This is a genomic window from Thauera humireducens, assembly GCF_001051995.2.
Taxonomy (GTDB): Bacteria; Pseudomonadota; Gammaproteobacteria; order Burkholderiales; family Rhodocyclaceae; genus Thauera; species Thauera humireducens.
On the sequence record NZ_CP014646.1, the window covers coordinates 1,097,169 to 1,118,803 of the forward strand.

Here is a 21,635-nt window from a genome sequence, read left to right on the forward strand (position 1 = left end):
TTCCTTGCTGTTATTTCAGGCTGCCGCCGGCTCTGCCAGGCGCAGCGCTTCTTCGATGTCGACTTCCACCACGCGCGACACGCCCTGCTCCTGCATCGTCACGCCGACCAGTTGCTGCGCGAACTCCATCGTGATCTTGCTGTGGCTGATGAAGATGAACTGCGTCTGCGAGGACATGCGCTTGACCATGTTGGCATAGCGTTCAGTGTTCGTATCGTCCAAGGGCGCATCCACCTCGTCAAGCATGCAGAACGGCGCCGGATTGAGCTGGAACATCGAAAAGACCAGCGCGATCGCCGTAAGTGCCTTCTCGCCGCCCGACAGCAGGTGGATGGAGGTGTTCTTCTTGCCCGGCGGCTGGGCCACGATCTGGATGCCTGCGTCGAGGATCTCGTCGCCGGTCAGCACCAGCTCGGCACGGCCGCCACCGAACAGTTGCGGGAACAGCGTCCCGAACTGGCGATTGACGGTATTGTAGGTTTCCTGCAGCTGCTCGCGCGTCTCGCGGTCGATGCGCCGGATCGCATCCTCGAGCGTCTCGATCGCCTGCAGCAGGTCGTCGGTCTGCGCATCGAGATAGCCCTTGCGTTCGGTCGCGCTGCGCAGTTCGTCGAGTGCAGCGAGGTTGACCGCGCCGAGTTCCGCAATCTCGCGCGCCAGCCGCGCCACTTCGCGCTGCAGCGCGCTTTCCCGCAGGTCATCGGCAAGTAGCGGCAACAGCGAGGCTTCGTCGGCCTGAACCTCGACGAGACGCTCGGCGAACTGGGTCACCGCCAGCTCGGTCGCCTGCACGGCCAACCGCAACTCGGCGACGCGATTTCGGATCGGGGCCGCTTCCTGCTCGACCCGCAGGCGCATTTCCTCGATCTGCTTGAGCCTGGCCGCCGCGTCCTCGAGCGCATCGCGGCGTGCGGCGAGCGCGGCCTCGCGACTGACACGCAAGCCCAGCGCACTCTGCAAGGCCTCGAAGCTGCGGCTGTCGTCGGTGGCGTCGAGTTCGGCGCCACGGGTTTCCGTCTCGGCAACGATGCGCTCGAGCTGCTCCGCGGCCAGCTGCAGGTTGCGTCCGATGTCATCGAGCTTGCCGGCGCACTCGCGCTCGGAAAACTTCGCCTCCTGCAGTTCACGCGCGGCGGCCTGCTCCAGCGCACGCGCTTCGCGCAAGGCCTGCTCGCGCTCGCGCAGCACTTCCATCGCGGAGTCGAGCCGTTCGCGTTGCAGCTCCGCCAGCTCGGCCGCGCGCGCCTGCTCCATGCCGGCCCGAGCCAGATGCTCGCGCTCGGTCTGCTCGAGATGGACAAGGTCCTCCAGGTCGCGGGCAAGCTGGCCGCGGCGCTCCTCGGCGCGGCTGCGCGCCTGCGCAAGCTTGAGCACTTCGACCTGCTCCGCGTGAACCTGCGCCTGCGCGGCCTGGGTGTCACGCCGCAGCGTATTGGCCATTTCCTGCAGCGCGGCGGCGGCGGCTTCCGCCGCCAGCAGCGCATCATGCGCGATCCGGGCCTCATCCTCGAGCGCCTGCTGCTGCTCGGCCAGCGTGTCGATCTCGCGCTGACGTTCGATAACGCCATGGGTGCGGCTGTCCGGTGCCGAATGCGCCAGCGCATCACGCGAGAGGATCTGGCCGTGCGGCCCGACCAGCACGACGCCCGCGGGCAGCTCACCACGGCGCGCCAGCCAGTCGCCAAGACGCTCGACTGCGAACACCCCGCGCAGGAAACTGGCCAGCAGCGGCTGCAGACCGGGATCCACGACGGTGATCCGCGCAAGCAGCGGCGTCAGGCCGGCGTAATCGTTCTGCGGGAGCGCGTCCTGCGGGAGCGCGACCGCGTTCCCGGGCAGCGCGATGGCGAGCGACTCCGGCGGCGCCTCGTCAAGCACCAGCGCGGCGGCCGACACCGCAGCGGCATCGTCGGGTGCCACCAGCGCGGCAAGACGCTCGCGCAGCACCGCCTGAACGGCCGCGTCCCAGCCCTCGTCCACACGCAGGCTGCGCCACAGCGGCGGCAGCGCATCCAGCCCGTGTCGCTTGAGCCAGTCGCCGAGCTTGCCCTGCGACTGCACACGCGCCTGCAACTGCACCAGTGCGTCGCGTCGCGCACGCAACTCGGTGAGCCGGCGCTGCACCGCGCGCTCGTGTTCAAGCGCAGCCTTCAACGCCGCCTGCGCGTCGGGCTGACGCGCCTGCACCTGCTGCAGTTCCTGCTGCTGAACCTCCAGCGCGTCCTGCAAGGCCTCGAGCCGCGCCTCGCGCTCGGCCAGCTCGCGCTCGTCGGGTCCGGCAATCGCACCACGCTCGGCCTCGAGGCGTCCCCTGCGCTGCTGCAGGGCCTCGAGCGCACGCGTCGCGCTGGCACGGTTGGCCTCTTCCACCCGAAGCTGCTGCTCGGTCTGGGCAAGCTCGCGCCGCGCTGCGGCAACGGTCGTGTCGGCCGCCTGGCGGGCGCTCTCCAGATCGGGCACGCGGTCGGCGATTTCGAAGTGCCGCGCCTCGGCCTGTTCGGCACGCATCGCGGCATTCTCGGCCAGCGCCTGCCAGCGCTCGCGATCTTCACCCAGCGCCGTTCTCCGTGCCTGCCAGTGGCCGCGGTCGAGCTCGAGTTGCGCGAGGCGGGCTTCGAGTCGCTTGCGCGCCTCGCCCAGGTGCTGCAGTTCGGTTTCGAGACGGGTCACTTCGGCGCTGACGGCGAAGAGGTCGCTCTGCGCCACATGCACCGCCTCCGAGGCTTCGAAATGCGCTTCGCGCGCGCCCTCGACCGCCGCCTCGAGTTCCTGCAGCCGTGCGCTATCGCCCTCGATGCGCTGCGTGGTGGCGTTGAGCTCCTCGCTCAGGCGCGCGTGCTCGGCCTGCGCCTCGTTGCGCTTGAGCAGCCACAGCAGTTGCTGCTTCTGCACGTGTGCCGCACTGAGCGTGTTGTAGCGTGCCGCCACCTCGGCCTGCGCCTCGAGGTGGGCGATGCGCTCGCCCAGTTCCATGCGGATGTCGTCGAGACGGGCGAGATTGTCGCGCGCATCGCGCAAGCGCCCCTCGGTTTCCTTGCGCCGCTCGCGGTATTTGGTGACGCCGGCCGCCTCCTCGAGGAAGCCGCGGATGTCCTCCGGCTTCGCCTCGATGATGCGCGAGATCATGCCCTGCTCGATGATCGCGTAGGCCCGCGGCCCGAGCCCGGTGCCGAGGAACAGGTCGATCACGTCCTTGCGCCGGACGTGAACGTTGTTGATGTAGTAGGTCGACTCGCCCGAGCGATCCAGCACGCGCTTGACCGAGATCTCGGTGTAGCGCGACCACTGCCCGGCCGCGCGTCCCTCGGCGTTGTCGAACACGAGCTCGACACTGGCGCGCGACACCGGCTTGCGCGTGGTCGAGCCGTTGAAGATCACGTCCTGCATCGACTCGCCCCGCAGCGCCGAAGCCCGCGTCTCGCCCAGCACCCAGCGCACCGCATCGATGATGTTGGACTTGCCGCAGCCATTGGGCCCGACGACGCCGACAAGGTTGCCCGGCGTGATCACCGTGGTGGGATCGACGAAGGTCTTGAACCCAGCGAGTTTTAGCTTGGACAGGCGCACGTCGACGAGGGATTCTGAACCACACCCCAAGGGGCGAAACGGCAGTTGAAGGGAGCCGGCGGTATGGCCTGCTGGGGCGCCGGCAAGGCGCAGCATGATAACATCACCGCCCCTCCCCACTCTGCTGCGCCGGCGGTCTGCCGCGCGGATTTTGTGCCAAAGTGAATCCGAATCTCGCCCGCCTCCAGACCTATCCCTTCGAGAAGCTGCGCGCGCTGTTCGCCGGCATCACCCCGCCTGCCGACCTGAGTCCGATCCGCCTGTCGATCGGCGAGCCGCAGCACCCGACGCCCGGCTTCATCCGCCAGACACTGGCGGACAACCTCGGCGGGCTGTCGAGCTACCCGCTGACCCTGGGCAGCGATGCGCTGCGCAACGCGATCGCGCACTGGCTCGAGCGCCGCTACGGCCTGCCGAAGATCGACGCCGCAAGCCAGGTGGTGCCGGTCAACGGAACGCGCGAAGCGCTGTTCGCGTTCTGCCAGTGCGTGGTCGACGGGACCCGGCCCGGCGCCAAGGTGCTATGCCCGAACCCCTTCTACCAGATCTACGAAGGCGCGGCCTACCTGGCCGGGGCGGAGCCGATCTTCCTCAATCACCTGCCCGAGAACGGCTTTGCCTCCGACTTCGACGCGATCGACGAGGCCACCTGGCGCGGCGTGCAACTCGTCTATGTCTGCTCCCCCGGCAACCCGACCGGCCGTGTGCTGTCGCTCGACGAGTGGAAGCACCTGTTCGAGCTTTCCGACCGCCACGGCTTCATCATCGCCGCCGACGAGTGCTATTCCGAGATCTACTTCGACGACGACGCCAAGCCGATCGGCGGCCTGGAGGCAGCCTGGCGACTGGGACGGACGGACTTCCGCAACATCGTCATGTTCTCCAGCCTGTCCAAGCGCTCGAACGTGCCGGGCATGCGTTCGGGCTTCGTCGCGGGCGACGCGAAGCTCCTCAAGGACTTCGTGCTCTACCGCACCTACCACGGCTGCCAGATGAGCCCGCCGGTGCAGGCGGCGTCGGTGGTGGCGTGGAACGACGAGGTGCACGTCGAGGAAAACCGCCGCCTGTATCGCGACAAGTTCGCCCGCATCACGCCGATGCTGCAGCCCTGGCTGCCGGTCGAGTTGCCCGACGCCGGTTTCTACTACTGGATGCGCACGCCGCTGCCGGACACCGAGTTCGCCCGCCGTCTGCAGGCCGAATATAATGTGACCGTCCTGCCTGGCAGCTACCTCGCCCGCGAATCCAACGGCATCAACCCGGGCGACGGGTTCGTCCGCATCGCGCTGGTGGCCGACACCCACGAATGTGTCGAGGCCGCACAGCGCATCATCGACTTCTGCAAGACCCTCTGAGAGAGACTTTCCCCATGCACGCTCTGCAACAGATCATCGACGACGCCTTCGAGAACCGCGCCAGTCTGTCGCCCACCTCCGCCCCTGCCGAGATTCGCAACGCGGTCGAAGAGGTGATCGCCGGCCTCGACACCGGCACGCTGCGCGTCGCCGAGAAGAAGGACGGTCAATGGGTGGTGAACCAGTGGATCAAGAAGGCGGTACTGATCTCCTTCCGTCTGCGCGACAACGAGGTCGTCCAGGCCGGCGGCCTCAACTTCTACGACAAGGTCGCGACCAAGTTCGGCGACTACACGCCGGAGCAGTTCCGCGAAGGCGGCTTCCGCGTCGTTCCGCCGGCCGTCGCGCGCAAGGGCAGCTTCATCGGCAAGAACGTCGTCCTGATGCCGTCGTATGTGAACATCGGTGCCTACGTCGATGAAGGCACGATGGTCGACACCTGGGCCACCGTCGGCTCCTGCGCCCAGATCGGCAAGAACGTTCACCTGTCGGGCGGCGTCGGCATCGGTGGCGTGCTCGAGCCGGTCCAGGCCGGACCAGTGATCATCGAGGACAACGTGTTCGTCGGTGCGCGCTCCGAAGTGGTCGAAGGCGTCATCATCGAGGAGAACGCGGTGCTGTCGATGGGTGTGTATATCGGCCAGAGCACCAAGATCTACGACCGCGAGACGGGCGAGGTCACCTATGGCCGCGTGCCGTCGGGTGCCGTCGTGGTGCCGGGCAGCCTGCCCTCGGCCTGCGGCAAGTACAGCCTGTACTGCGCCGTCATCGTGAAGAAGGTCGATGCGCAGACCCGCGCCAAGACCGGCATCAACGAACTGCTGCGCGGCGCCTGATCGCGTTTTCGACCACGGGGGCCGTGATCCCGCGATCCCAGCCCCATCGCGAACCATGAGGATGACGAGGCCATGATTTTCGATAGTCTGTTCCAGCTGATGGCTGAAAAGAAGGCCTCGGACATCTTCATCACTGCGGGCGCCCCGATCCACATCAAGATCCAGGGCCACACCATGCCGATCAACCAGCAGGTCATGGAACCGCCCATGATCCGACGGATGATCGAAGAGGCCATTCCGCCCGAGAAATTCGCCCAGCTCGAACGCGACCGCGAGCTCAACCTCTCCTTCGGCCGCCGGGACCTGGGCAACTTCCGCGTCAACGTGTTCTGGCAGCGCAACTCGCTTGCCAGCGTGGTGCGCTACATCCAGAGCGACATACCCACCGTCCAGGACCTGGGGATGCCCCCCGTGCTGACCGAGGTGGTGATGGAGAAGCGCGGCCTGGTGCTGGTGGTCGGCGCGACCGGATCGGGCAAGTCGACCACGCTGGCGTCGATGCTCGATCACCGCAACCGCAACCGCGCGGGTCACATCCTGACGGTCGAGGACCCGATCGAGTACCTGTTTACCCATCGCAAGTCGGTCGTGAACCAGCGCGAAGTCGGCATCGACACCCTGAGCTGGGGCGAGGCACTGCGCAACGCCATGCGTCAGGCGCCCGACTGCATCCTGATCGGCGAGATCCGTGACCGCGAGACGATGCAGGCCGCGATTTCCTACGCGCAGTCGGGCCACCTGTGCCTGGCCACGCTGCATGCGAACAACGCCTACCATGCGCTGAACCGCATCATCAACTTCTTCCCGCTGGAAAATCGCCAGCTGCTCTACCTCGACCTCGCCGTCGCATTGCGCTGCATCGTGTCGCAGCGGCTCGTGCGCCGCCCCGACTCCAAGCGCGCGCCCGCCGTCGAGATCCTGATGAACACGCGACACATCTCCGAGCTCATCGAACGCGGCGAGATCAACGAGATCAAGGAGGCCATGGAGCAGAGCCTGGCTCCGGGCTGCCAGACCTTCGAGCAGAATCTCTTCAAGCTCTACTCGGATGGCACCATCTCGCTCGAGGAGGCACTGGCGAACGCGGACTCCCCGACCAACCTGCACTGGCTCATCAACAACGCACAGCTCGGCACAAACGACCAGCAGGCCGCCGCCAAGAAGGCCCCCAGCCTGCTCGACTTCGAGCGCAGCAACCCCGACGGCGCGTCCTTCCAGGAATTCACGCTGCACGTCGACCAGAACTAATCGCTCCGACCCCAACGCCCTTCATGCCCCAGACCCCGAATCCGACGCTCGACCTCGCCTGCGAATTGATCGCTCGCCCTTCCGTCACCCCCGAGGACGCCGGCTGCCTCGAACTGATCGCCGGCCGCCTGCAGGCGCTCGGTTTCACCTGCGAACGGATCGACACCGGCGGCGTCTCCAACCTGTGGGCCCGCCGTGGCCAGACCGGACCGGTGCTGTGTTTTGCCGGACATACCGACGTCGTTCCTGCCGGCCCGCTCGACGCCTGGAAGACACCGCCCTACACGCCCACGATCATCGACGGCGTGCTTTACGGTCGCGGCGCCGCCGACATGAAGTCCTCGCTGGCGGCCTTCGTCACCGCCATCGAGCGCTTCGTGGCCTCGACACCCGATCACGCCGGCAGCATCGCACTGCTGCTGACCTCGGACGAGGAAGGCATCGCGACGCACGGAACGGTGAAGGTCGTCGAGGCGCTGGCTGCCCGCGGTGAACGCCTCGACTATTGCGTGGTGGGCGAGCCGACTTCGGTGAAGACACTGGGCGACATGATCAAGAACGGCCGCCGCGGCTCACTGTCCGGCACGCTGCGCGTGAAGGGCAAGCAGGGCCACGTCGCCTATCCCCATCTGGCCCGCAACCCGATCCACGCGTTCGCGCCCGCCCTGGCCGAACTCGCGGCAATCGAGTGGGACCGGGGCAACGAGTTCTTCCCGCCCACGACCTGGCAGGTCTCGAACATCCATGCCGGCACTGGCGCCAACAACGTGATCCCCGGTGTGTGCGAGGTGCTGTTCAACTTCCGCTTCGGATCGGTGTCGTCTGCCGACAGCCTGAAGGCCCGCACTCACGAGGTCCTGGATCGTCATGGCCTGGAGTACGAGATCGACTGGCACCTGTCGGGCAAGCCCTTCATCACCGGACGCGGCAGGCTGGTTGGCGCCCTGTCGGCGGCGATCCATGACACGCTCGGGGTGGAAACCGAACTTTCCACCACCGGCGGCACGTCCGACGGCCGCTTCATCGCCGACATCTGCGCCGAGGTCGTCGAATTCGGCCCGGTCAACGCATCGATCCACCAGGTCAACGAATGCATCGACGCCGCGGCGATCGAGCCCCTGTCGGTGGTCTACGAACGGACCCTGCACGCACTGCTGGCCGCCTGAACCCGCTCCAACGCGAGAATGAATCCATGACTCAGCTTCACGAACACGCGCACGACGACCATCAACATCATGACGATGGTGATCACGACCACGAACACGAGCATGGCCCGCTGGCCGAGCTGGTTACCGTGCGCGACTGGTTGCGCTACGCCGTCACCCGCTTCAACCGCAGCGGCATCTTCTGCGGCCACGGCGTCACCGACACCTTTGACGAGGCCGCCTGGCTGCTGCTTGGTTCGCTGGCGCTGCCGCTCGATCGCCTCGAGCCCTTCCTCGACGCCTGCATCCCCGGTGACGAACGCGTGGCGCTGCTCGACGCGATCGAGCAGCGTGCCGACGATCGCCTGCCCACGGCCTACATCCTTGGCGAAGCTTGGCTGGGCGACTTCCGTTTCTCGGTTGACCAGCGTGTGATCGTGCCGCGCTCCTTCTTCGCCGAGTTGCTGGAAGACGGTCTGGTGCCGTGGATCGATGACCCCGAAACGGTCGGCAGCGCGCTGGACATGTGCACCGGCTCCGGCTGCCTCGCGATCCTGATGGCCCATGCCTTCCCGAATGCCGAGATCACCGGCGCGGACCTGTCCGAAGACGCACTCGATGTCGCACGGCAGAACGTGGCCGACTACGGCCTGGAGGATCGCGTCGAACTGGTCAACACCGACGTCTTCTCCGCCCTCGATGGCCGGCGTTACGACCTCATCCTCAGCAACCCGCCCTATGTGACGGGCGCAGACATGGATGCACTGCCACCCGAGTACCTGCACGAACCCCGCATGGCGCTCGCCGCCGGCGACGATGGTCTCGACATTGTACGCAAGCTCATCGACGAAGGCGCAGCCCACCTCAACGCCGGCGGCATCCTGGCGGTCGAGGTCGGTCACAACCGGACAATCGTCGAGGAGGCGTTCCCGGAACTGCCCTTCAACTGGCTCTCCACCCGCGGCGGTGACGACATGGTGTTCGTGCTGCGGCGCGAGGACTTGCCAGGCGGCGGGGATTGATCGACGCTGTCGACACGGCAACTGGGGAGCAAGGAACACATGCCCAACGAACGCCCGATCCTGCTGGTCGAGGACAACCCCGACGACGAGGCGCTGACGCTGCATGCATTCTCGCGCAACCGCATCACCAACCCTGTGGTCGTGGTGCATGACGGCGTCGAAGCCATCGACTACCTGTTCGGGACGGGCACCTACGCCGGACGCGACCTCAGGGTCATGCCGGCGGTGGTGCTGCTCGACCTGAAGCTGCCGCGTATCGACGGGCTGGAGGTCCTGCGGCGAATTCGCGCGGACGCACGTACGACCCTGCTGCCGGTCGTGGTGCTGACCACCTCGCGCGAAACCCTCGATCTGCAACAGGCATACAACCTCGGTGCCAACAGCTACATCCGCAAGCCGGTGGATTTCGACCGTTTCCAGGAGGTCATTGCCCTCCTCGGCCGCTATTGGCTGAGCCTCAACGAGAGCGTCGAGGCGAGCGCCGGCGCCGCCTACTAGGTCGGTCGGGCCGGGAGGCTCTGCCGGCAGCGTTCTGCTGCGCTGTCAGGCGACCTCGTCGATCCAGGCCTGCTGGATTCCTTCGAGGATGCGCTCACCGCAGCGCTTCGGGTCGTCGTCGAACTCGGGCAGTTCGAGCACCCAGTTCATCAGATCGACGAAGTTAAGCCGTGTCGGATCGACATCGGGACGGCTGTCGGCCAGCTGGATCGCAATTTCCTGCACATCGGTCCACTTCATCTCAGTGTTTTCCTTCGCGGGCCATGTTGATCGTGTAACGCGGGATCTCGACCACCAGCGGCGTTTCGCCGACCTGGACCTGGCACGACAGGCGGGACTGCGGCTCCAGCCCCCAGGCCTTGTCGAGCAGATCCTCCTCATCGTCCGAGGCGGCCTCGAGGGCATTGAAACCTTCGCGCACGATCACGTGGCAGGTGGTGCAGGCACAGGACATCTCGCACGCGTGCTCGATGTCTATGCCATTCTCGAGCAGGCTCTCGCAGATGGTCTGGCCCGGGCGGGCCTCGATCACGCTGCCGTCCGGGCAGAGTTCGACGTGGGGAAGAACGATGATCTGGGTCATGAGTGGGTCAGAGTTCGAGTTCATCTACTTTGTGACCGGCCAGCGCGCTACGGATGCTGTTGTCCATGCGCCGGGCGGCAAATTCATCGGTGGCGCGGGCGAAAGCATCGATGCCCGTCTTTATCGCACGGTGGTCTTCGCCCTCGCGCAACACGCGCAGGCGGGCGATCGCCGCGTCGACCGCCACACGTTCGTCGCCGTCGAGCAGATGCCCGTCCTTGGCCAGCGCCTGTTCGGCAGCTTCGATCACGCGTTCAGCCTCCACCTGTTGCTCGCGCAACGCGCGCAGCGCCATGTCGTCGCCGGCGTGCTCCACGCCCGACTTCAGCATCTCGGCGATTTCGTCGTCCGACAGGCCGTAGGATGGCTTGACCAGCACGCTGGCCTCGACACCGGAGGACATCTCGCGCGCCGAAACCGACAGCAGACCGTCGGCGTCCACCTGGAAGGTGACGCGGATGCGGGCCGCACCGGCCACCATCGGCGGAATGCCGCGCAGTTCGAAACGGGCGAGCGAGCGGCAGTCGGCCACGAGCTCGCGTTCGCCCTGCACGACGTGGAAGGCCATCGCGGTCTGGCCGTCCTTGAAGGTGGTGAACTCCTGTGCACGCGCGATCGGGAGCGTCGAATTGCGTGGCACGACCTTCTCGACCAGGCCACCCATGGTCTCGAGGCCCAGCGACAGCGGGATCACGTCGAGCAGGAGCCAGTCGTCCTGTTCCGCGCGGTTGCCCGCCAGCGCATTGGCCTGCATCGCTGCGCCCAGTGCGACCACCTTGTCCGGGTCGAGGTTGGTCAGCGGTTCCTGGCCGAAGAAGTTTGCGACCGCGCGCTGGATGTGCGGCATGCGGGTCGCACCGCCGACCATCACCACACCCTTGATTTCCTCGGGTGTGAGGCCTGCGTCGCGCAGCGCCTTGCGCACCGGCGTCAGCGTCTTCTGCACAAGGTGACGGGTCATTTCCGCGAACTCGTCGCGCGTGATGACCAGATCGACCTCCTCGCCGGAGCCGAGCACCAGATGCACCGGCGCCTCCTCGCACGAAGTCAGCAGTTCCTTGACCTCGCGCGCCTTCATCTGCAGGCGGCGGGCATCCTCGAGCGAAGGCGGGTCGATGTCGGCACGCTCCAGGATCGAGCAGAACAGCCGGTGATCGAAATCGTCGCCGCCCAGCGCGGCATCGCCATTGGTCGACAGCACTTCGAACACGCCCCGGGACAGCTTCAGGATCGACAGGTCGAAGGTGCCGCCGCCGAGGTCATAGACGGCATAGACGCCTTCGGCCGCATTGTCCAGGCCGTAGGCAACGGCGGCTGCCGTGGGCTCGTTGAGCAAGCGCAGGACGTCCACACCGGCGAGCTTTGCCGCGTCCTTGGTCGCCTGACGCTGGGCATCGTCGAAATAGGCCGGGACGGTGATGACCGCGCCGGTCAGCGGGCCACCTAGGCTGGCCTCGGCGCGGTCGCGCAGCACGCGCAGCACCTCCGCCGACATTTCCACCGGGCTCTTGACCCCCTGCACCGTACGCAGGCGCACCATGCCGACGCCGTCCTCGAAGTCGTAGGGCATCGTCTCGACGTGCGCCACGTCCTTCAGGCCACGCCCCATGAAGCGCTTGACCGACACGATCGTGTTGCGCGGGTCGGTGGCCTGGGCCTTGGCGGCCGCCTGTCCGACCTCGATGCGCCCATCGGCACAATACCGAACCACCGACGGCAGCATGGTGCGGCCAGACTCGTCAGGCAGGCACACGGCGATGCCGTTGCGGACGGTGGCGACGAGCGAGTTGGTCGTCCCGAGATCAATACCCACCGCGAGCCGATGCTTGTGGGGCTCGGTGGACATGCCGGGTTCGGCAATTTGCAGCAGAGCCATTGGGGTTTCGTGCCTCTTGTTATCAGCCTTCGAGTGCGAGCAGCGCCTCGTCGATCTCGTGCTGGAGTTTCTCGATGAACATCAGCCGACGCACGGTGTCGGCTGCTTCGGTGTATGCATGATCTTCGTCGAGCTGGCGGCCAAGCTCGGTGCGAACGTCGCGCGCATGATGCAGCAGGCGCATGTGGAGTTGCTCGAGTTCCTCGACCTCACCGGCCGCGCGCGCCTCTTCGACCGCTTCGCGCCACTCCATCTGCTCCATCAGGAACTCGGGCGCCATCGCGGTATTGGTCTCGATGGCGGCATCGACGCCCGCGAGGACCAGCAGGTACTGCGCACGCGCTAGCGGCTTCTTCAGCGTACGAAACCCTTCGTTGACGCGCGTCGCCCACTGCATCGCCCGACGCTTGTCGGCGTCGGGCAGGTGGGCGTAGCGATCCGGATGAACCTGCGACTGCAGGCGATGCCACGCCGCCTCGAGCGAGGCCTCGTCGAGCGCGTAGCGGCGCGGCAGCCCGAAGAGGGTGAAGTAGTCCTGGGTGAGGTCGATGCTCATGCAATCTCGGCGGGAAAACGCGGTCGCCGCATCAGACGTTGAAGCTCTCGCCGCAACCGCACTGATCCTTGACGTTCGGGTTGTTGAACTTGAAGCCTTCGTTCAGCCCTTCCTTCACGAAGTCGAGTTCGGTGCCCTCGAGATACACGAGGCTCTTCGGATCGACCACGACCTTGACGCCGTGGCTCTCGAACACCAGATCCTCGCCGTGCGTCTCGTCGACGAACTCCAGCTTGTACGCCATCCCGGAACAGCCCGAGGTCTTCACCCCCAGGCGGATGCCGAAGCCCTTGCCACGCTTGGCAATGAAGCTCGACACGTGGCGGGCAGCGCTTTCGGACAGGGTCACGCCCATGATCTATGCCTCCTCGTTGCCGGCCGCTCAGGCCTGATGCTTCTTGCGGTAGTCAGCCACGGCCGCCTTGATCGCATCCTCGGCGAGGATCGAGCAGTGGATCTTCACCGGCGGCAGTGCGAGTTCCTCGGCGATCTGCGTGTTCTTGATATCGAGCGCCTGATCGATGGTCTTGCCCTTGACCCACTCGGTGACCAGCGAACTGGACGCGATCGCCGAGCCGCAGCCATAGGTCTTGAACTTCGCGTCCTCGATCACACCGTCCTTGCCGACCTTGATCTGCAGCTTCATCACGTCGCCACAGGCGGGCGCGCCGACCATGCCGGTGGCCACGCCCTCTTCGTCCTTGCCGAAGGAGCCCACGTTGCGGGGGTTCTCGTAATGGTCCAGGACCTTGTCGCTGTATGCCATGTCTATTCTCCAGGGGATTTCGTCGTGTCTTTTAGTGTGCAGCCCACTGCACGGTGTCGAGGTCGATGCCGTCCTTGTACATCTCCCACAGGGGCGACAGCTCGCGCAGCTTGCCGATCTTCTTGTGCAGCAGGTCGATGGTGAAGTCGATCTCTTCCTCGGTGGTGAAGCGGCCGATCGAGAAGCGGATCGAACTGTGCGCCAGTTCGTCGTTGCGGCCCAGCGCGCGCAGCACGTAGGACGGCTCGAGGCTGGCCGAGGTGCAGGCCGAACCGGACGACACCGCGATGTCCTTGATCGCCATGATCAGCGACTCGCCTTCGACATAGGCGAAGGAAATGTTGAGGTTGTGCGGCACGCGCTGCTCGAGGTCTCCATTGACGTAGGTCGCCTCGATGTCGGTCAGGCCGTTCAGCAGCTTGTCGCGCAGCCTGCGGACGCGCGCATTCTCCTCCGCCATGTCCTCACGCGCCAGGCGGAAGGCTTCGCCCATGCCGACGATCTGGTGCGTCGCCAGCGTGCCCGAACGCAGGCCGCGCTCGTGGCCGCCACCGTGCATCTGCGCCTCGAGACGAACACGCGGCTTGCGGCGGACGTAGAGGGCACCGACGCCCTTCGGACCGTAGGTCTTGTGGGCAGAGAAGCTCATCAGGTCGACCTTGAGCTTGTCGAGGTCGATCTCGACCTTGCCGGTCGCCTGCGCGGCATCGACGTGGAAGATGATGCCCTTCTCGCGGCACAGCTCACCGATCTGGGCGATCGGCTGCACGACGCCGACCTCGTTGTTCACGAACATCACGGACACGAGGATGGTATCCGGCCGGATGGCCGCCTTCAGCACCTCGAGATCGATCAAGCCGTTTTCCTGGACGTCGAGATAGGTGGCCTCGAAGCCCTCGCGCTCGAGTTCGCGCACGGTATCGAGGACCGCCTTGTGCTCGGTCTTGACGGTGATGACGTGCTTGCCCTTGCCCTGGTAGAAATGCGCCGCACCCTTGATGGCGAGGTTGTTCGACTCGGTCGCGCCCGAGGTCCAGATGATCTCCTTGGGGTCGGCGTTGACCAGGGCCGCGACCTGCTCGCGCGCTTCCTCGACCGCCTGTTCGGCTTCCCAGCCATAGGCGTGCGAACGACTGGCCGGGTTACCGAAATGTTCGGTCAACCACGGGATCATCTTCGCCGCCACGCGCGGATCAACCGGCGTCGTGGCCGAGTAGTCGAGGTAGATCGGGAACTTCAGCATTGCATCTCTCCGCAGAGGGGTTGTGTCTTTTTCATCTCCTGGCACGGCCGCTCAGAGCGCGACCGACGCCAGATTCCTCAAATCCCGCACCACGTGCGACAGGGTGGCGACGAATCGCTCGACCTCTTCCGCCGTGGTATCGCGTCCCAGGCTCACGCGCACCGCACCGCGTGCCACCGTCGGATCGACACCCATCGCCAGCAGGGTGTGCGAGGGCTCCGGCTGCGCACTCGAACACGCCGAGCCGCTCGCGCAGGCGAATCCTGCGCGATCCAGCTTGCCGACCAGCGTCTCGCCGTCGATCGCGTCAAACGCGAAAAATACCGTATTCGGCAGCCTGATGGCTGCCCGCGAAAACACCACTGCACCCAGCGCCGACAACGCCGCCTCGATGCCGTCGCGCATCACCGAGAGCCGACTCGCCTCCGCCGCCCGATGCGCCACCGCGCGTTGGCAGGCAAGGCCGAAGCCGACGATCGCTGCAACGTTCTCGGTGCCCGAGCGCAAGCCGCGCTCCTGCCCTCCGCCCGCAATGAGCGGCGACAGTTCGACGCGCTTGTCCAGCACCAGGGCGCCTGCGCCGAGCGGACCACCAAGCTTGTGCGCCGACAGCGTCATCGCCTGCACGCCGAGCGCACGGAAATCGACCTCGATCTTGCCCAGCGCCTGCACCGCGTCGGTATGCAGCCAGGCACCGGCCTTGCGCGCCTCTCTGGCCAGCGTCGCCACGTCCTGCAGCACGCCGGTCTCGTTGTTGGCGAGCATCACCGACACCAGCGTCGGACGCGCCTCGAGCACGCGCTGCCAGTCGGCGACGTCGATCCTGCCGTCCGCATCGACCGCGATCTCGTGCAAGGCCCACCCCGCACGGCGCAGCTGCCTCGCCGGTTCGCGCACACAGGGGTGCTCGATGGCGCTGATCGCCAGCGTGCCAGGCTTGAGACAGGCTGCCGCCCCTTTCAGGAACAGGTTGTTCGCCTCCGAGCCGCCGCTGGTGAAGACGACCTCGGTCGCATGTGCGCCAACGGCTGCTGCCACGCGCGCGCGCGCTTCGTCGATGGCGGCACGAGCCTGGCGCCCATACTCGTGACGGCTGGACGCATTGCCGAAGCGCGCAGGCTGTGCAGCACCCAGCCAGGGCAGCATCGCGTCGCGCACCTCGGGAGCCAGCGGCGTGGTCGCGTTCCAGTCGAGATAGACCGGGGCAAAACTCATTGCGACCCTCAGACTGCGGCGATCTCGCGCACCTGCAGCGTGGCGCGACGACGAATGTTCTTCAGCACCGCCATGTCCGCATCCGGTTTCACCTGACGGTCGACCAGTGCCTGCAGCGTCACCGAATCGAGGTAGGCATACATGCGCTTGTTGAGGTTCGCCCACAGGTCATGGGTCATGCAGCGGTGCTCGTCGTGACAGTTCTGCTTGCCGCCGCACTGGGTCGCATCCAGCGGCTCGTCCACCGCGATGATGATGTCGGCGACCGTGATCGCGTCCATGCCGCGCGCCAGGCGGTAACCACCGCCGGGGCCGCGCACGCTGCTCACCAGCTGATGGCGGCGCAGCTTGCCGAACAACTGCTCGAGATAGGACAACGAGATCCTCTGGCGCTCGGCAATCCCGGCAAGCGTCACCGGTCCGTCGTCCTGGCGTGCAGCCAGATCGATCATCGCCGTGACGGCGAATCGCCCCTTGGTCGTCAGTCTCATGGTGTCACCTCGCAGGAACCGTAAGCCGTCCAGCCGCAGGCAGGATGACCCCACCGCAATACCTGAACGTTTCGCTCAACTATACTTATCCCGACAAAAACGGTCAACTAATCGGGTCGATAGCCTGGCGAGCCCGGACTCAGTCCACCATGCGCGACAAGCGGCCGGCGTCGAAGTCATCCACCGACACCGCCGCGTCCTCGAGTTTCAGGCCGCTCGCTTCGAGTCGAGCCACGATCGCCTGCAGGCGGCGATCGGTATCGACAGCATGATCGAGCAGACCATGAAGGGCCTTGGACACCGGATCGTCCATGTCACGCGTGACGCCATAGGCGCTGAAGCCCATCTGCTCGGCCTTCTGCTCGCGCGCGGCGTCGCGCTCGGCGTCGATGATGCGCGCCGGGTTGCCGACCGCCGTCGCGCCCGCCGGCACCGGCTTCACCACCACCGCGTTCGAGCCGATCTTGGCGCCGTCACCGACCGTGAAACCGCCCAGCACCTTGGCGCCCGCACCGACCACCACGCCCTTGCCGAGCGTCGGATGGCGCTTGGTGCCGCGGTACAGCGAGGTCCCCCCGAGCGTGACCGCCTGATAGATCGTGCAGTCGTCGCCGATCTCGGCCGTCTCGCCGATCACGACGCCCATGCCGTGGTCGATGAACACCCGGCGGCCGATCACGGCGCCCGGATGGATCTCGATCCCGGTGAAGAAACGGCTGACGTGGCTGATGAAGCGCCCCAGCCAGAACCACTGTCGCCGCCACGCGCAATGTGCGAGACGATGGAACATCAGCGCATGCACGCCCGGATAACAGGTCAGCACCTCGAACGTGGAGCGGGCGGCGGGATCGCGTTCGCGAACGCTGGCCAGGTCTTCACGCAGGCGGCTGAACATTTCGAGAGGCTCCAGGGTGGGGATATCAAAGAGAACTGACCGGCTGCACATTGCGCCGGTCAATTCCCGACTATTTTAATCGACTTAGGATCAACTTTGAAACGGCCGGACCCGCGTACCGCGGCGCTCGCACCGACCGCCACGACACGTTCAGCGCCGCTTGGGACGCTCGAAGGTCGTCAGCATGCCGCGCAGCAAGGCCACCTCTTCGCGCTCGAGCCGGACGCGGTTGAACATCCGCCGCATGCGCGGCAGCAGGCGCTTCGGATTCTTCGGATCGTGGAAGCCACTGGCGGTCACGGCCTGCTCGAGGTGCGTCATGAAGCCCTCGAAGTCGGCATGGGTGGCCGGCTCGCCCTGCAGATCCTGCGGCGGCGATGGGTTGGTTGCCGCCATGCGCAGTTCGTAGGCGAGCAACTGGACGGCCGCACCGAGGTTCAGCGACGAAAACTCAGGGTCGGTCGGGATCGTCACCGGCAGACTGCACAGCGCGACCTCCTCGTTGGTCATGCCGCTGGTCTCGTTGCCGAACACCAGCGCCACGTCGCCATCCACGGTCCGCCCGACGATCTCGACCGCGGCCTCGCGCGCATGCATCCGCGGCAGCGACAACTCGCGCCGGCGTGCGGTCAGCGCAGCGGAGAACACCGTGTCCGCCAGCGCCTCCTCCAGCGAGCCCACCACGCGCGCCGACTCGAGCAGGTCGGCCGCGCCGGAAGCACGCGCCGTCGCGATCTCATCCGGAAACGAGGCCGGCGCGACCAGCCACAGCTGGCGCAGCCCCATCGTCTTCATGGCGCGGGCGGCGGCGCCGATATTGCCGGGGTGACTGGTGCGGGACAGCACGACCCGGATACGGTCGAGCGCAAGTGGGCGATTCATATTAAAATTCCGCGTTTTCCGAATTCTGCCGTGGCGATGCCGGCCGGTCCCGATGGGTACCCGCAGCGGTCGCCCGCTTCTTTAACAGAGACCGCTCCGCATGCATCCCACCCTGAACATCGCCGTCAAGGCCGCCCGTCGCGCCGCGACCGTCATCAACCGCGCCTCGACCCAGCTCGACCTGCTCACCGTCCAGAGCAAGTCGCCCAACGATTTCGTCACCGAAGTCGATCGCGCCGCCGAGCAGGCGATCATCGAAGTCCTGCGTGACGCCTTTCCGGGGCACGGGATTCTAGCAGAGGAGTCGGGCGAATCCGGCCCGCTCAATGGCCAGGAGAGCGAGTTCAACTGGATCATCGATCCGCTCGACGGCACGACCAACTTCATCCACGGTTTTCCGCAGTACGCCATCTCGATCGCCCAGACCAAGAACGGCGCCCTCGAGCATGCGGTGGTCTACGACCCCTGCACCAACGAGCTGTTCACCGCCTCGCGCGGCAGCGGCGCATTCCTCAACGACCGCCGCATCCGCGTGTCGCGCCGCACCCGCCTCAACGATTCGCTGATCGGCACCGGCTTTCCCTTCCGCCAGTTCGACAACGTCGATGCCTATCTCGCGATGTTCAAGGAACTCACGCAGAAGACCGCCGGCATCCGTCGCCCGGGCGCAGCCTCGCTCGACCTGGCCTATGTCGCCTGCGGCCGCCTCGACGGCTTCTGGGAAATGGGCCTGTCGCCGTGGGATATGGCAGCCGGCGTGCTGCTGATCCAGGAAGCGGGCGGGCTCGTGTCCGATCTGTCGGGCGAAGCGGACTTCATGGCCACCGGCAACGTGGTCGCCGGCACGCCGAAGATCTTCGGCCAGCTGCTGCCGATCATCCAGGCCTACCGTCCGGCCAACATTCAGGCCTGACTGGTCCATCGTCATCCAACAAGCCGGGTGGGGCGAGCTCTCGCGCCCCACCCTGCCGGTTCATCGCGCAGCGCGCCCCGGTTCCACCGCTGCAGGCGCGGTGAGGCGGTCGATCATGGCCCGGATGGCGCGAACCTGTCCGCCGTCCCGGGTCGCGTACGTCGGCCCGCTGTAGCCCCACCAGTCCCAGCAGCCTTTCGGGTTGTACACCCAGCGCCACGACCCCCACGCCAGTCCGCTGCGCGCCGCGACCTGCGGGTAGAGCACCACGATACGATTGGTGTCGGCCCATTCGTTATAGCCCGCACGTTCGACGAAGCGCCTGCCGATCTCGCCCTCCCCCTGACGGCAGCCATGCAGCGCAACGTGGAGCCTGCAGCCGCCCTCGCGGCAGGCCTGCGGAACGTAGGCGTAGCCTTGCGCCGCCATGCTCAGCTCGATCGGCGGGACGACGGCGAATTCGCGCTGCTCGAATGCGATCACCTCGCCGCCGGCCCGAGCAACCCGCGGCGCCAAGGGCCCATACAGATGCGCCAGCAACGCGCCCGCCGCATCCAGCTCGCCACAGCGGTTGATGAAGGGCGGTGCGGACGTATCGCATGCATTCGCCGCCGGATCCGCGATCGAGATCATCGCGTGACCCGCGCCCTCGTGCCGCACGTAGCGCACGGCCTCATCCGCCAGCCGGCGGCGATAGAAGGTGACCAGGCTATCGACCACCGGCCGCTCGACCGTGCGGTCCGCACTGCCCGAAAGCACCCACACCCGGTCGTCCGCCAGTCCGACCGGATCGTCGATGCGCCCGGCACGTGCCCACGCTTCGATGCGCGCCACCGTGGCGTCCGCACTGGGCACCCGGTCGGGCGTCCGCGGCGCCATGCAGTCGCCGAGCGCACGCCACATGCTGCCTTCGGCGCAGTCGTAGGGTCCGCCGGCGATCACGCCGGCGCCCCTGACCAGGCTCGAGTGCGCCACCTGGAGCTGCACCGCCATGTAAGCCCCCGACGAGACGCCGGAGACGGTCACCGTTGCCGCGTCCGCCCCCAGCGCTGGCAAGGCTTGCGCCGACACCGTCGTGCCGGACAAGAGGCAGACCATGCCGAGCGCCACATGCTGCAGCCAGCCGCTCACTCCGATTCGACGCTTCATCCTCGACTCCAGAACCCGAATTCGTGCACGACAGATGCACAAGCGCGCCTGCATGCGTAAACTCCGCGGGTTTCGACCACGACCGGGCTGGCCGCCCGACGCAGCCGCCCGCTCCCCGATCAAGAGGTTGCATTGACGCCCCACCCCAAGCCCCACGAACTGAGCGAAGCCGAGATCAGCGCCCACACGCCCATGATGCAGCAGCGCTTTCATCAATAATCCTAATCAATCTGCAGCTGACGCTTTACGAAGTTACGCCAATCACTACGCTGGCAGCCTGCAGCGCGAACGGAGATCTACGCTTGGACGGGTCGAACTAACTCCGGCCCCTGCGCCCGCGGATTTCCCACCGCTCGCCCCACCGGATAGACCTCCATGTCCGCTGACGGATATTCGTTCGCCAACTCCCGCACCAGATTCGCGTCCGTGATCTCGGGATCCAGCCAGGCTGCGTAGTCCTTGGGCCGGATGATGACCGGCATTCGATCATGGATCGGCCGCATCAGATCGTTCGCAGCAGTTGTAAGAATCGCGAAGGTGAGGACAAATCCCTCTGGCCCTTCCCAGTGCTCGAGAAGACCTCCGAAGCCGAACAGGGCCTCGCCGCCGCTGGGCCTGATGAAGTAAGGCTGCTTGTATCCGGCGACCGGCACCCACTCATAGAAACCTGACGCCGGTACGAGAGCGCGCGACCGCTTGAACGCATGTCTGAACATCGGCTTCTCGCCCGCAGTCTCGACCTTCGCGTTGATGGGTTGAGCCAGTTTGCCGGGCTCCTTCACCCAGGACGGCAGCAAGCCCCAGCGTGCGGCTATCAATTCGCGCGCTCCATCGGCGCCACAGCGCACAATCGGCGCATCCTGCGACGGCGCAATGTTAAAGCGCTCCTCAAGGTCAGCGGGCTCGACGCCAAACTGGCCTCGCAGGCGCGACTGAGGGCCATACAGGGCATAGCGACCGCACATCGCATCCTCCTCAGGTAATCCGGTGCTGCGACACACTACACCGCTCAAACCGGCACGTATAAACTGTAATTTCGTACAGTTCATACAGACGACTCATGTTCGTTCGCATCCGCCGCCTTCGCCAAGGCGGCCGCCGTATTCCGGACCACCAGGCGGATCTGCCCGAGCACGAAGCCGTAGGTGATCTGCGATCGGCTGCCCGCAGTTTTGAGCTCCATCAGCCGCTGTCGAACACCGGCCCGACATACGTGCTCCACGACGCTCGCGTGGTCGCCGTTCAAGCGGGCGTCGGCGGCATGCTCATCCGTGGGTTCGAGGAGTACCGCGGCTGCGCCGTGCTGCAGGAGTGGGAGGTCACGCCCCTTGATCAGGTCATCGGCAACGATGGACTGAAGCGCTGGAACTGGTCTCCCTAGCCTAGGTCGCTCAC

General features: G+C 66.2%; 22 protein-coding genes. 8 read left to right on the forward strand and 14 right to left on the reverse strand.

Going from position 1 to position 21,635, the window contains the following annotated elements:
* Window positions 1-15: 15 nt before the first annotated feature.
* The gene (gene smc / locus AC731_RS05150) at window positions 16-3,567 is read right to left on the reverse strand and encodes a chromosome segregation protein SMC (protein ID WP_169800072.1); all 3,552 of its coding nucleotides are present in this window, start codon (window positions 3,565-3,567) and stop codon (window positions 16-18) included.
* 161 nt (window positions 3,568-3,728) lie between these two features.
* Here smc and dapC point away from each other — a divergent pair, with 161 nt between their 5' ends.
* The 6 genes from dapC (at window position 3,729) to AC731_RS05180 (ending at window position 9,671) form a co-directional block, all read left to right on the forward strand.
* Entirely contained in the window at window positions 3,729-4,922 is a 1,194-nt protein-coding gene (gene dapC, locus AC731_RS05155) for a succinyldiaminopimelate transaminase (RefSeq protein WP_048709752.1), read from the forward strand.
* Window positions 4,923-4,936: 14 nt separating this feature from the next.
* Window positions 4,937-5,758 carry a 2,3,4,5-tetrahydropyridine-2,6-dicarboxylate N-succinyltransferase gene (gene dapD, locus AC731_RS05160; RefSeq protein ID WP_048709756.1) on the forward strand — a complete coding sequence of 274 codons (822 nt, stop codon included), beginning with the start codon at window positions 4,937-4,939 and terminating at the stop codon, window positions 5,756-5,758.
* A 72-nt stretch (window positions 5,759-5,830) separates the two neighbouring features.
* Window positions 5,831-7,006 (forward strand): PilT/PilU family type 4a pilus ATPase, encoded by a 1,176-nt coding sequence (locus AC731_RS05165; RefSeq protein ID WP_004251077.1) that lies wholly within the window; start codon window positions 5,831-5,833, stop codon window positions 7,004-7,006.
* A 23-nt stretch (window positions 7,007-7,029) separates the two neighbouring features.
* Entirely contained in the window at window positions 7,030-8,172 is a 1,143-nt protein-coding gene (gene dapE, locus AC731_RS05170) for a succinyl-diaminopimelate desuccinylase (RefSeq protein WP_048709759.1), read from the forward strand.
* A 26-nt stretch (window positions 8,173-8,198) separates the two neighbouring features.
* Window positions 8,199-9,173 (forward strand): 50S ribosomal protein L3 N(5)-glutamine methyltransferase, encoded by a 975-nt coding sequence (gene prmB / locus AC731_RS05175; protein ID WP_048709762.1) that lies wholly within the window; start codon window positions 8,199-8,201, stop codon window positions 9,171-9,173.
* Window positions 9,174-9,212: 39 nt separating this feature from the next.
* Window positions 9,213-9,671, forward strand: coding sequence for a response regulator (locus AC731_RS05180; RefSeq protein ID WP_048709765.1), 459 nt, complete (start codon window positions 9,213-9,215; stop codon window positions 9,669-9,671).
* 45 nt (window positions 9,672-9,716) lie between these two features.
* On the opposite strand, the gene iscX is transcribed toward AC731_RS05180, so the two are convergent.
* The 11 genes from iscX to AC731_RS05235 all read right to left on the reverse strand — a co-directional run bounded on the left by iscX (window position 9,717) and on the right by AC731_RS05235 (window position 18,178).
* Complete coding sequence (gene iscX / locus AC731_RS05185; protein ID WP_004251066.1) at window positions 9,717-9,911, reverse strand: Fe-S cluster assembly protein IscX; 195 nt, start codon at window positions 9,909-9,911, stop codon at window positions 9,717-9,719.
* A gap of 1 nt (window position 9,912) precedes the next feature.
* Window positions 9,913-10,254 (reverse strand): ISC system 2Fe-2S type ferredoxin, encoded by a 342-nt coding sequence (gene fdx / locus AC731_RS05190; protein ID WP_004251064.1) that lies wholly within the window; start codon window positions 10,252-10,254, stop codon window positions 9,913-9,915.
* 7 nt (window positions 10,255-10,261) lie between these two features.
* Window positions 10,262-12,130, reverse strand: coding sequence for a Fe-S protein assembly chaperone HscA (hscA, locus tag AC731_RS05195; RefSeq protein ID WP_048709768.1), 1,869 nt, complete (start codon window positions 12,128-12,130; stop codon window positions 10,262-10,264).
* A gap of 22 nt (window positions 12,131-12,152) precedes the next feature.
* Window positions 12,153-12,686 carry a Fe-S protein assembly co-chaperone HscB gene (hscB, locus tag AC731_RS05200; protein ID WP_004251053.1) on the reverse strand — a complete coding sequence of 178 codons (534 nt, stop codon included), beginning with the start codon at window positions 12,684-12,686 and terminating at the stop codon, window positions 12,153-12,155.
* A 31-nt stretch (window positions 12,687-12,717) separates the two neighbouring features.
* On the reverse strand, window positions 12,718-13,041 hold the full coding sequence (gene iscA, locus AC731_RS05205; protein WP_004251051.1) for an iron-sulfur cluster assembly protein IscA: 324 nt from the start codon (window positions 13,039-13,041) through the stop codon (window positions 12,718-12,720).
* 27 nt (window positions 13,042-13,068) lie between these two features.
* Window positions 13,069-13,452, reverse strand: coding sequence for a Fe-S cluster assembly scaffold IscU (gene iscU, locus AC731_RS05210; protein ID WP_004251048.1), 384 nt, complete (start codon window positions 13,450-13,452; stop codon window positions 13,069-13,071).
* Between the two features lie 31 nt (window positions 13,453-13,483).
* A complete protein-coding gene (locus AC731_RS05215; RefSeq protein WP_048709772.1) occupies window positions 13,484-14,695 on the reverse strand; it encodes an IscS subfamily cysteine desulfurase in 1,212 nt (403 codons plus the stop codon).
* A 51-nt stretch (window positions 14,696-14,746) separates the two neighbouring features.
* Window positions 14,747-15,910 carry a cysteine desulfurase family protein gene (locus tag AC731_RS05220; protein WP_048709775.1) on the reverse strand — a complete coding sequence of 388 codons (1,164 nt, stop codon included), beginning with the start codon at window positions 15,908-15,910 and terminating at the stop codon, window positions 14,747-14,749.
* 8 nt (window positions 15,911-15,918) lie between these two features.
* Window positions 15,919-16,401, reverse strand: coding sequence for a Fe-S cluster assembly transcriptional regulator IscR (gene iscR, locus AC731_RS05225; RefSeq protein ID WP_004251037.1), 483 nt, complete (start codon window positions 16,399-16,401; stop codon window positions 15,919-15,921).
* Window positions 16,402-16,540: 139 nt separating this feature from the next.
* Window positions 16,541-17,296: a serine O-acetyltransferase gene (cysE, locus tag AC731_RS05230; RefSeq protein WP_004251036.1), complete on the reverse strand. Its 756-nt coding sequence runs from the start codon at window positions 17,294-17,296 to the stop codon at window positions 16,541-16,543.
* A gap of 150 nt (window positions 17,297-17,446) precedes the next feature.
* The gene (locus AC731_RS05235; RefSeq protein WP_048709777.1) at window positions 17,447-18,178 is read right to left on the reverse strand and encodes an RNA methyltransferase; all 732 of its coding nucleotides are present in this window, start codon (window positions 18,176-18,178) and stop codon (window positions 17,447-17,449) included.
* Between the two features lie 100 nt (window positions 18,179-18,278).
* On the opposite strand from AC731_RS05235, the gene AC731_RS05240 reads away from it, so the two are divergent.
* A complete protein-coding gene (locus AC731_RS05240) occupies window positions 18,279-19,091 on the forward strand; it encodes an inositol monophosphatase family protein (protein WP_048709779.1) in 813 nt (270 codons plus the stop codon).
* 60 nt (window positions 19,092-19,151) lie between these two features.
* Here AC731_RS05240 and AC731_RS05245 read toward each other — a convergent pair whose 3' ends face one another.
* Together AC731_RS05245 and AC731_RS05250 are read right to left on the reverse strand one after the other, a co-directional pair.
* Window positions 19,152-20,240 carry an extracellular catalytic domain type 2 short-chain-length polyhydroxyalkanoate depolymerase gene (locus tag AC731_RS05245; protein WP_048709782.1) on the reverse strand — a complete coding sequence of 363 codons (1,089 nt, stop codon included), beginning with the start codon at window positions 20,238-20,240 and terminating at the stop codon, window positions 19,152-19,154.
* Between the two features lie 296 nt (window positions 20,241-20,536).
* Window positions 20,537-21,205: an SOS response-associated peptidase gene (locus AC731_RS05250; protein ID WP_048709785.1), complete on the reverse strand. Its 669-nt coding sequence runs from the start codon at window positions 21,203-21,205 to the stop codon at window positions 20,537-20,539.
* A 95-nt stretch (window positions 21,206-21,300) separates the two neighbouring features.
* On the opposite strand from AC731_RS05250, the gene AC731_RS05255 reads away from it, so the two are divergent.
* Window positions 21,301-21,621 carry a hypothetical protein gene (locus tag AC731_RS05255; protein ID WP_048709787.1) on the forward strand — a complete coding sequence of 107 codons (321 nt, stop codon included), beginning with the start codon at window positions 21,301-21,303 and terminating at the stop codon, window positions 21,619-21,621.
* The last annotated feature ends 14 nt before the right edge of the window (window positions 21,622-21,635 follow it).

Excerpts from the sequence above, each read along its gene's own strand:
- dapD (WP_048709756.1), top strand. The coding sequence starts at position 4,937 with ATGCACGCTCTGCAACAGATCATCGACGACGCCTTCGAGAACCGCGCC.
- AC731_RS05165 (WP_004251077.1), top strand. The coding sequence starts at position 5,831 with ATGATTTTCGATAGTCTGTTCCAGCTGATGGCTGAAAAGAAGGCCTCG.
- dapE (WP_048709759.1), top strand. The coding sequence starts at position 7,030 with ATGCCCCAGACCCCGAATCCGACGCTCGACCTCGCCTGCGAATTGATC.
- prmB (WP_048709762.1), top strand. The coding sequence starts at position 8,199 with ATGACTCAGCTTCACGAACACGCGCACGACGACCATCAACATCATGAC.
- AC731_RS05180 (WP_048709765.1), top strand. The coding sequence starts at position 9,213 with ATGCCCAACGAACGCCCGATCCTGCTGGTCGAGGACAACCCCGACGAC.
- iscX (WP_004251066.1), bottom strand. The coding sequence starts at position 9,911 with ATGAAGTGGACCGATGTGCAGGAAATTGCGATCCAGCTGGCCGACAGC.
- fdx (WP_004251064.1), bottom strand. The coding sequence starts at position 10,254 with ATGACCCAGATCATCGTTCTTCCCCACGTCGAACTCTGCCCGGACGGC.
- hscA (WP_048709768.1), bottom strand. The coding sequence starts at position 12,130 with ATGGCTCTGCTGCAAATTGCCGAACCCGGCATGTCCACCGAGCCCCAC.
- hscB (WP_004251053.1), bottom strand. The coding sequence starts at position 12,686 with ATGAGCATCGACCTCACCCAGGACTACTTCACCCTCTTCGGGCTGCCG.
- iscA (WP_004251051.1), bottom strand. The coding sequence starts at position 13,041 with ATGGGCGTGACCCTGTCCGAAAGCGCTGCCCGCCACGTGTCGAGCTTC.
- iscU (WP_004251048.1), bottom strand. The coding sequence starts at position 13,452 with ATGGCATACAGCGACAAGGTCCTGGACCATTACGAGAACCCCCGCAAC.
- AC731_RS05215 (WP_048709772.1), bottom strand. The coding sequence starts at position 14,695 with ATGCTGAAGTTCCCGATCTACCTCGACTACTCGGCCACGACGCCGGTT.
- AC731_RS05220 (WP_048709775.1), bottom strand. The coding sequence starts at position 15,910 with ATGAGTTTTGCCCCGGTCTATCTCGACTGGAACGCGACCACGCCGCTG.
- iscR (WP_004251037.1), bottom strand. The coding sequence starts at position 16,401 with ATGAGACTGACGACCAAGGGGCGATTCGCCGTCACGGCGATGATCGAT.
- cysE (WP_004251036.1), bottom strand. The coding sequence starts at position 17,296 with ATGTTCAGCCGCCTGCGTGAAGACCTGGCCAGCGTTCGCGAACGCGAT.
- AC731_RS05235 (WP_048709777.1), bottom strand. The coding sequence starts at position 18,178 with ATGAATCGCCCACTTGCGCTCGACCGTATCCGGGTCGTGCTGTCCCGC.
- AC731_RS05240 (WP_048709779.1), top strand. The coding sequence starts at position 18,279 with ATGCATCCCACCCTGAACATCGCCGTCAAGGCCGCCCGTCGCGCCGCG.
- AC731_RS05245 (WP_048709782.1), bottom strand. The coding sequence starts at position 20,240 with ATGAAGCGTCGAATCGGAGTGAGCGGCTGGCTGCAGCATGTGGCGCTC.
- AC731_RS05250 (WP_048709785.1), bottom strand. The coding sequence starts at position 21,205 with ATGTGCGGTCGCTATGCCCTGTATGGCCCTCAGTCGCGCCTGCGAGGC.
- AC731_RS05255 (WP_048709787.1), top strand. The coding sequence starts at position 21,301 with ATGTTCGTTCGCATCCGCCGCCTTCGCCAAGGCGGCCGCCGTATTCCG.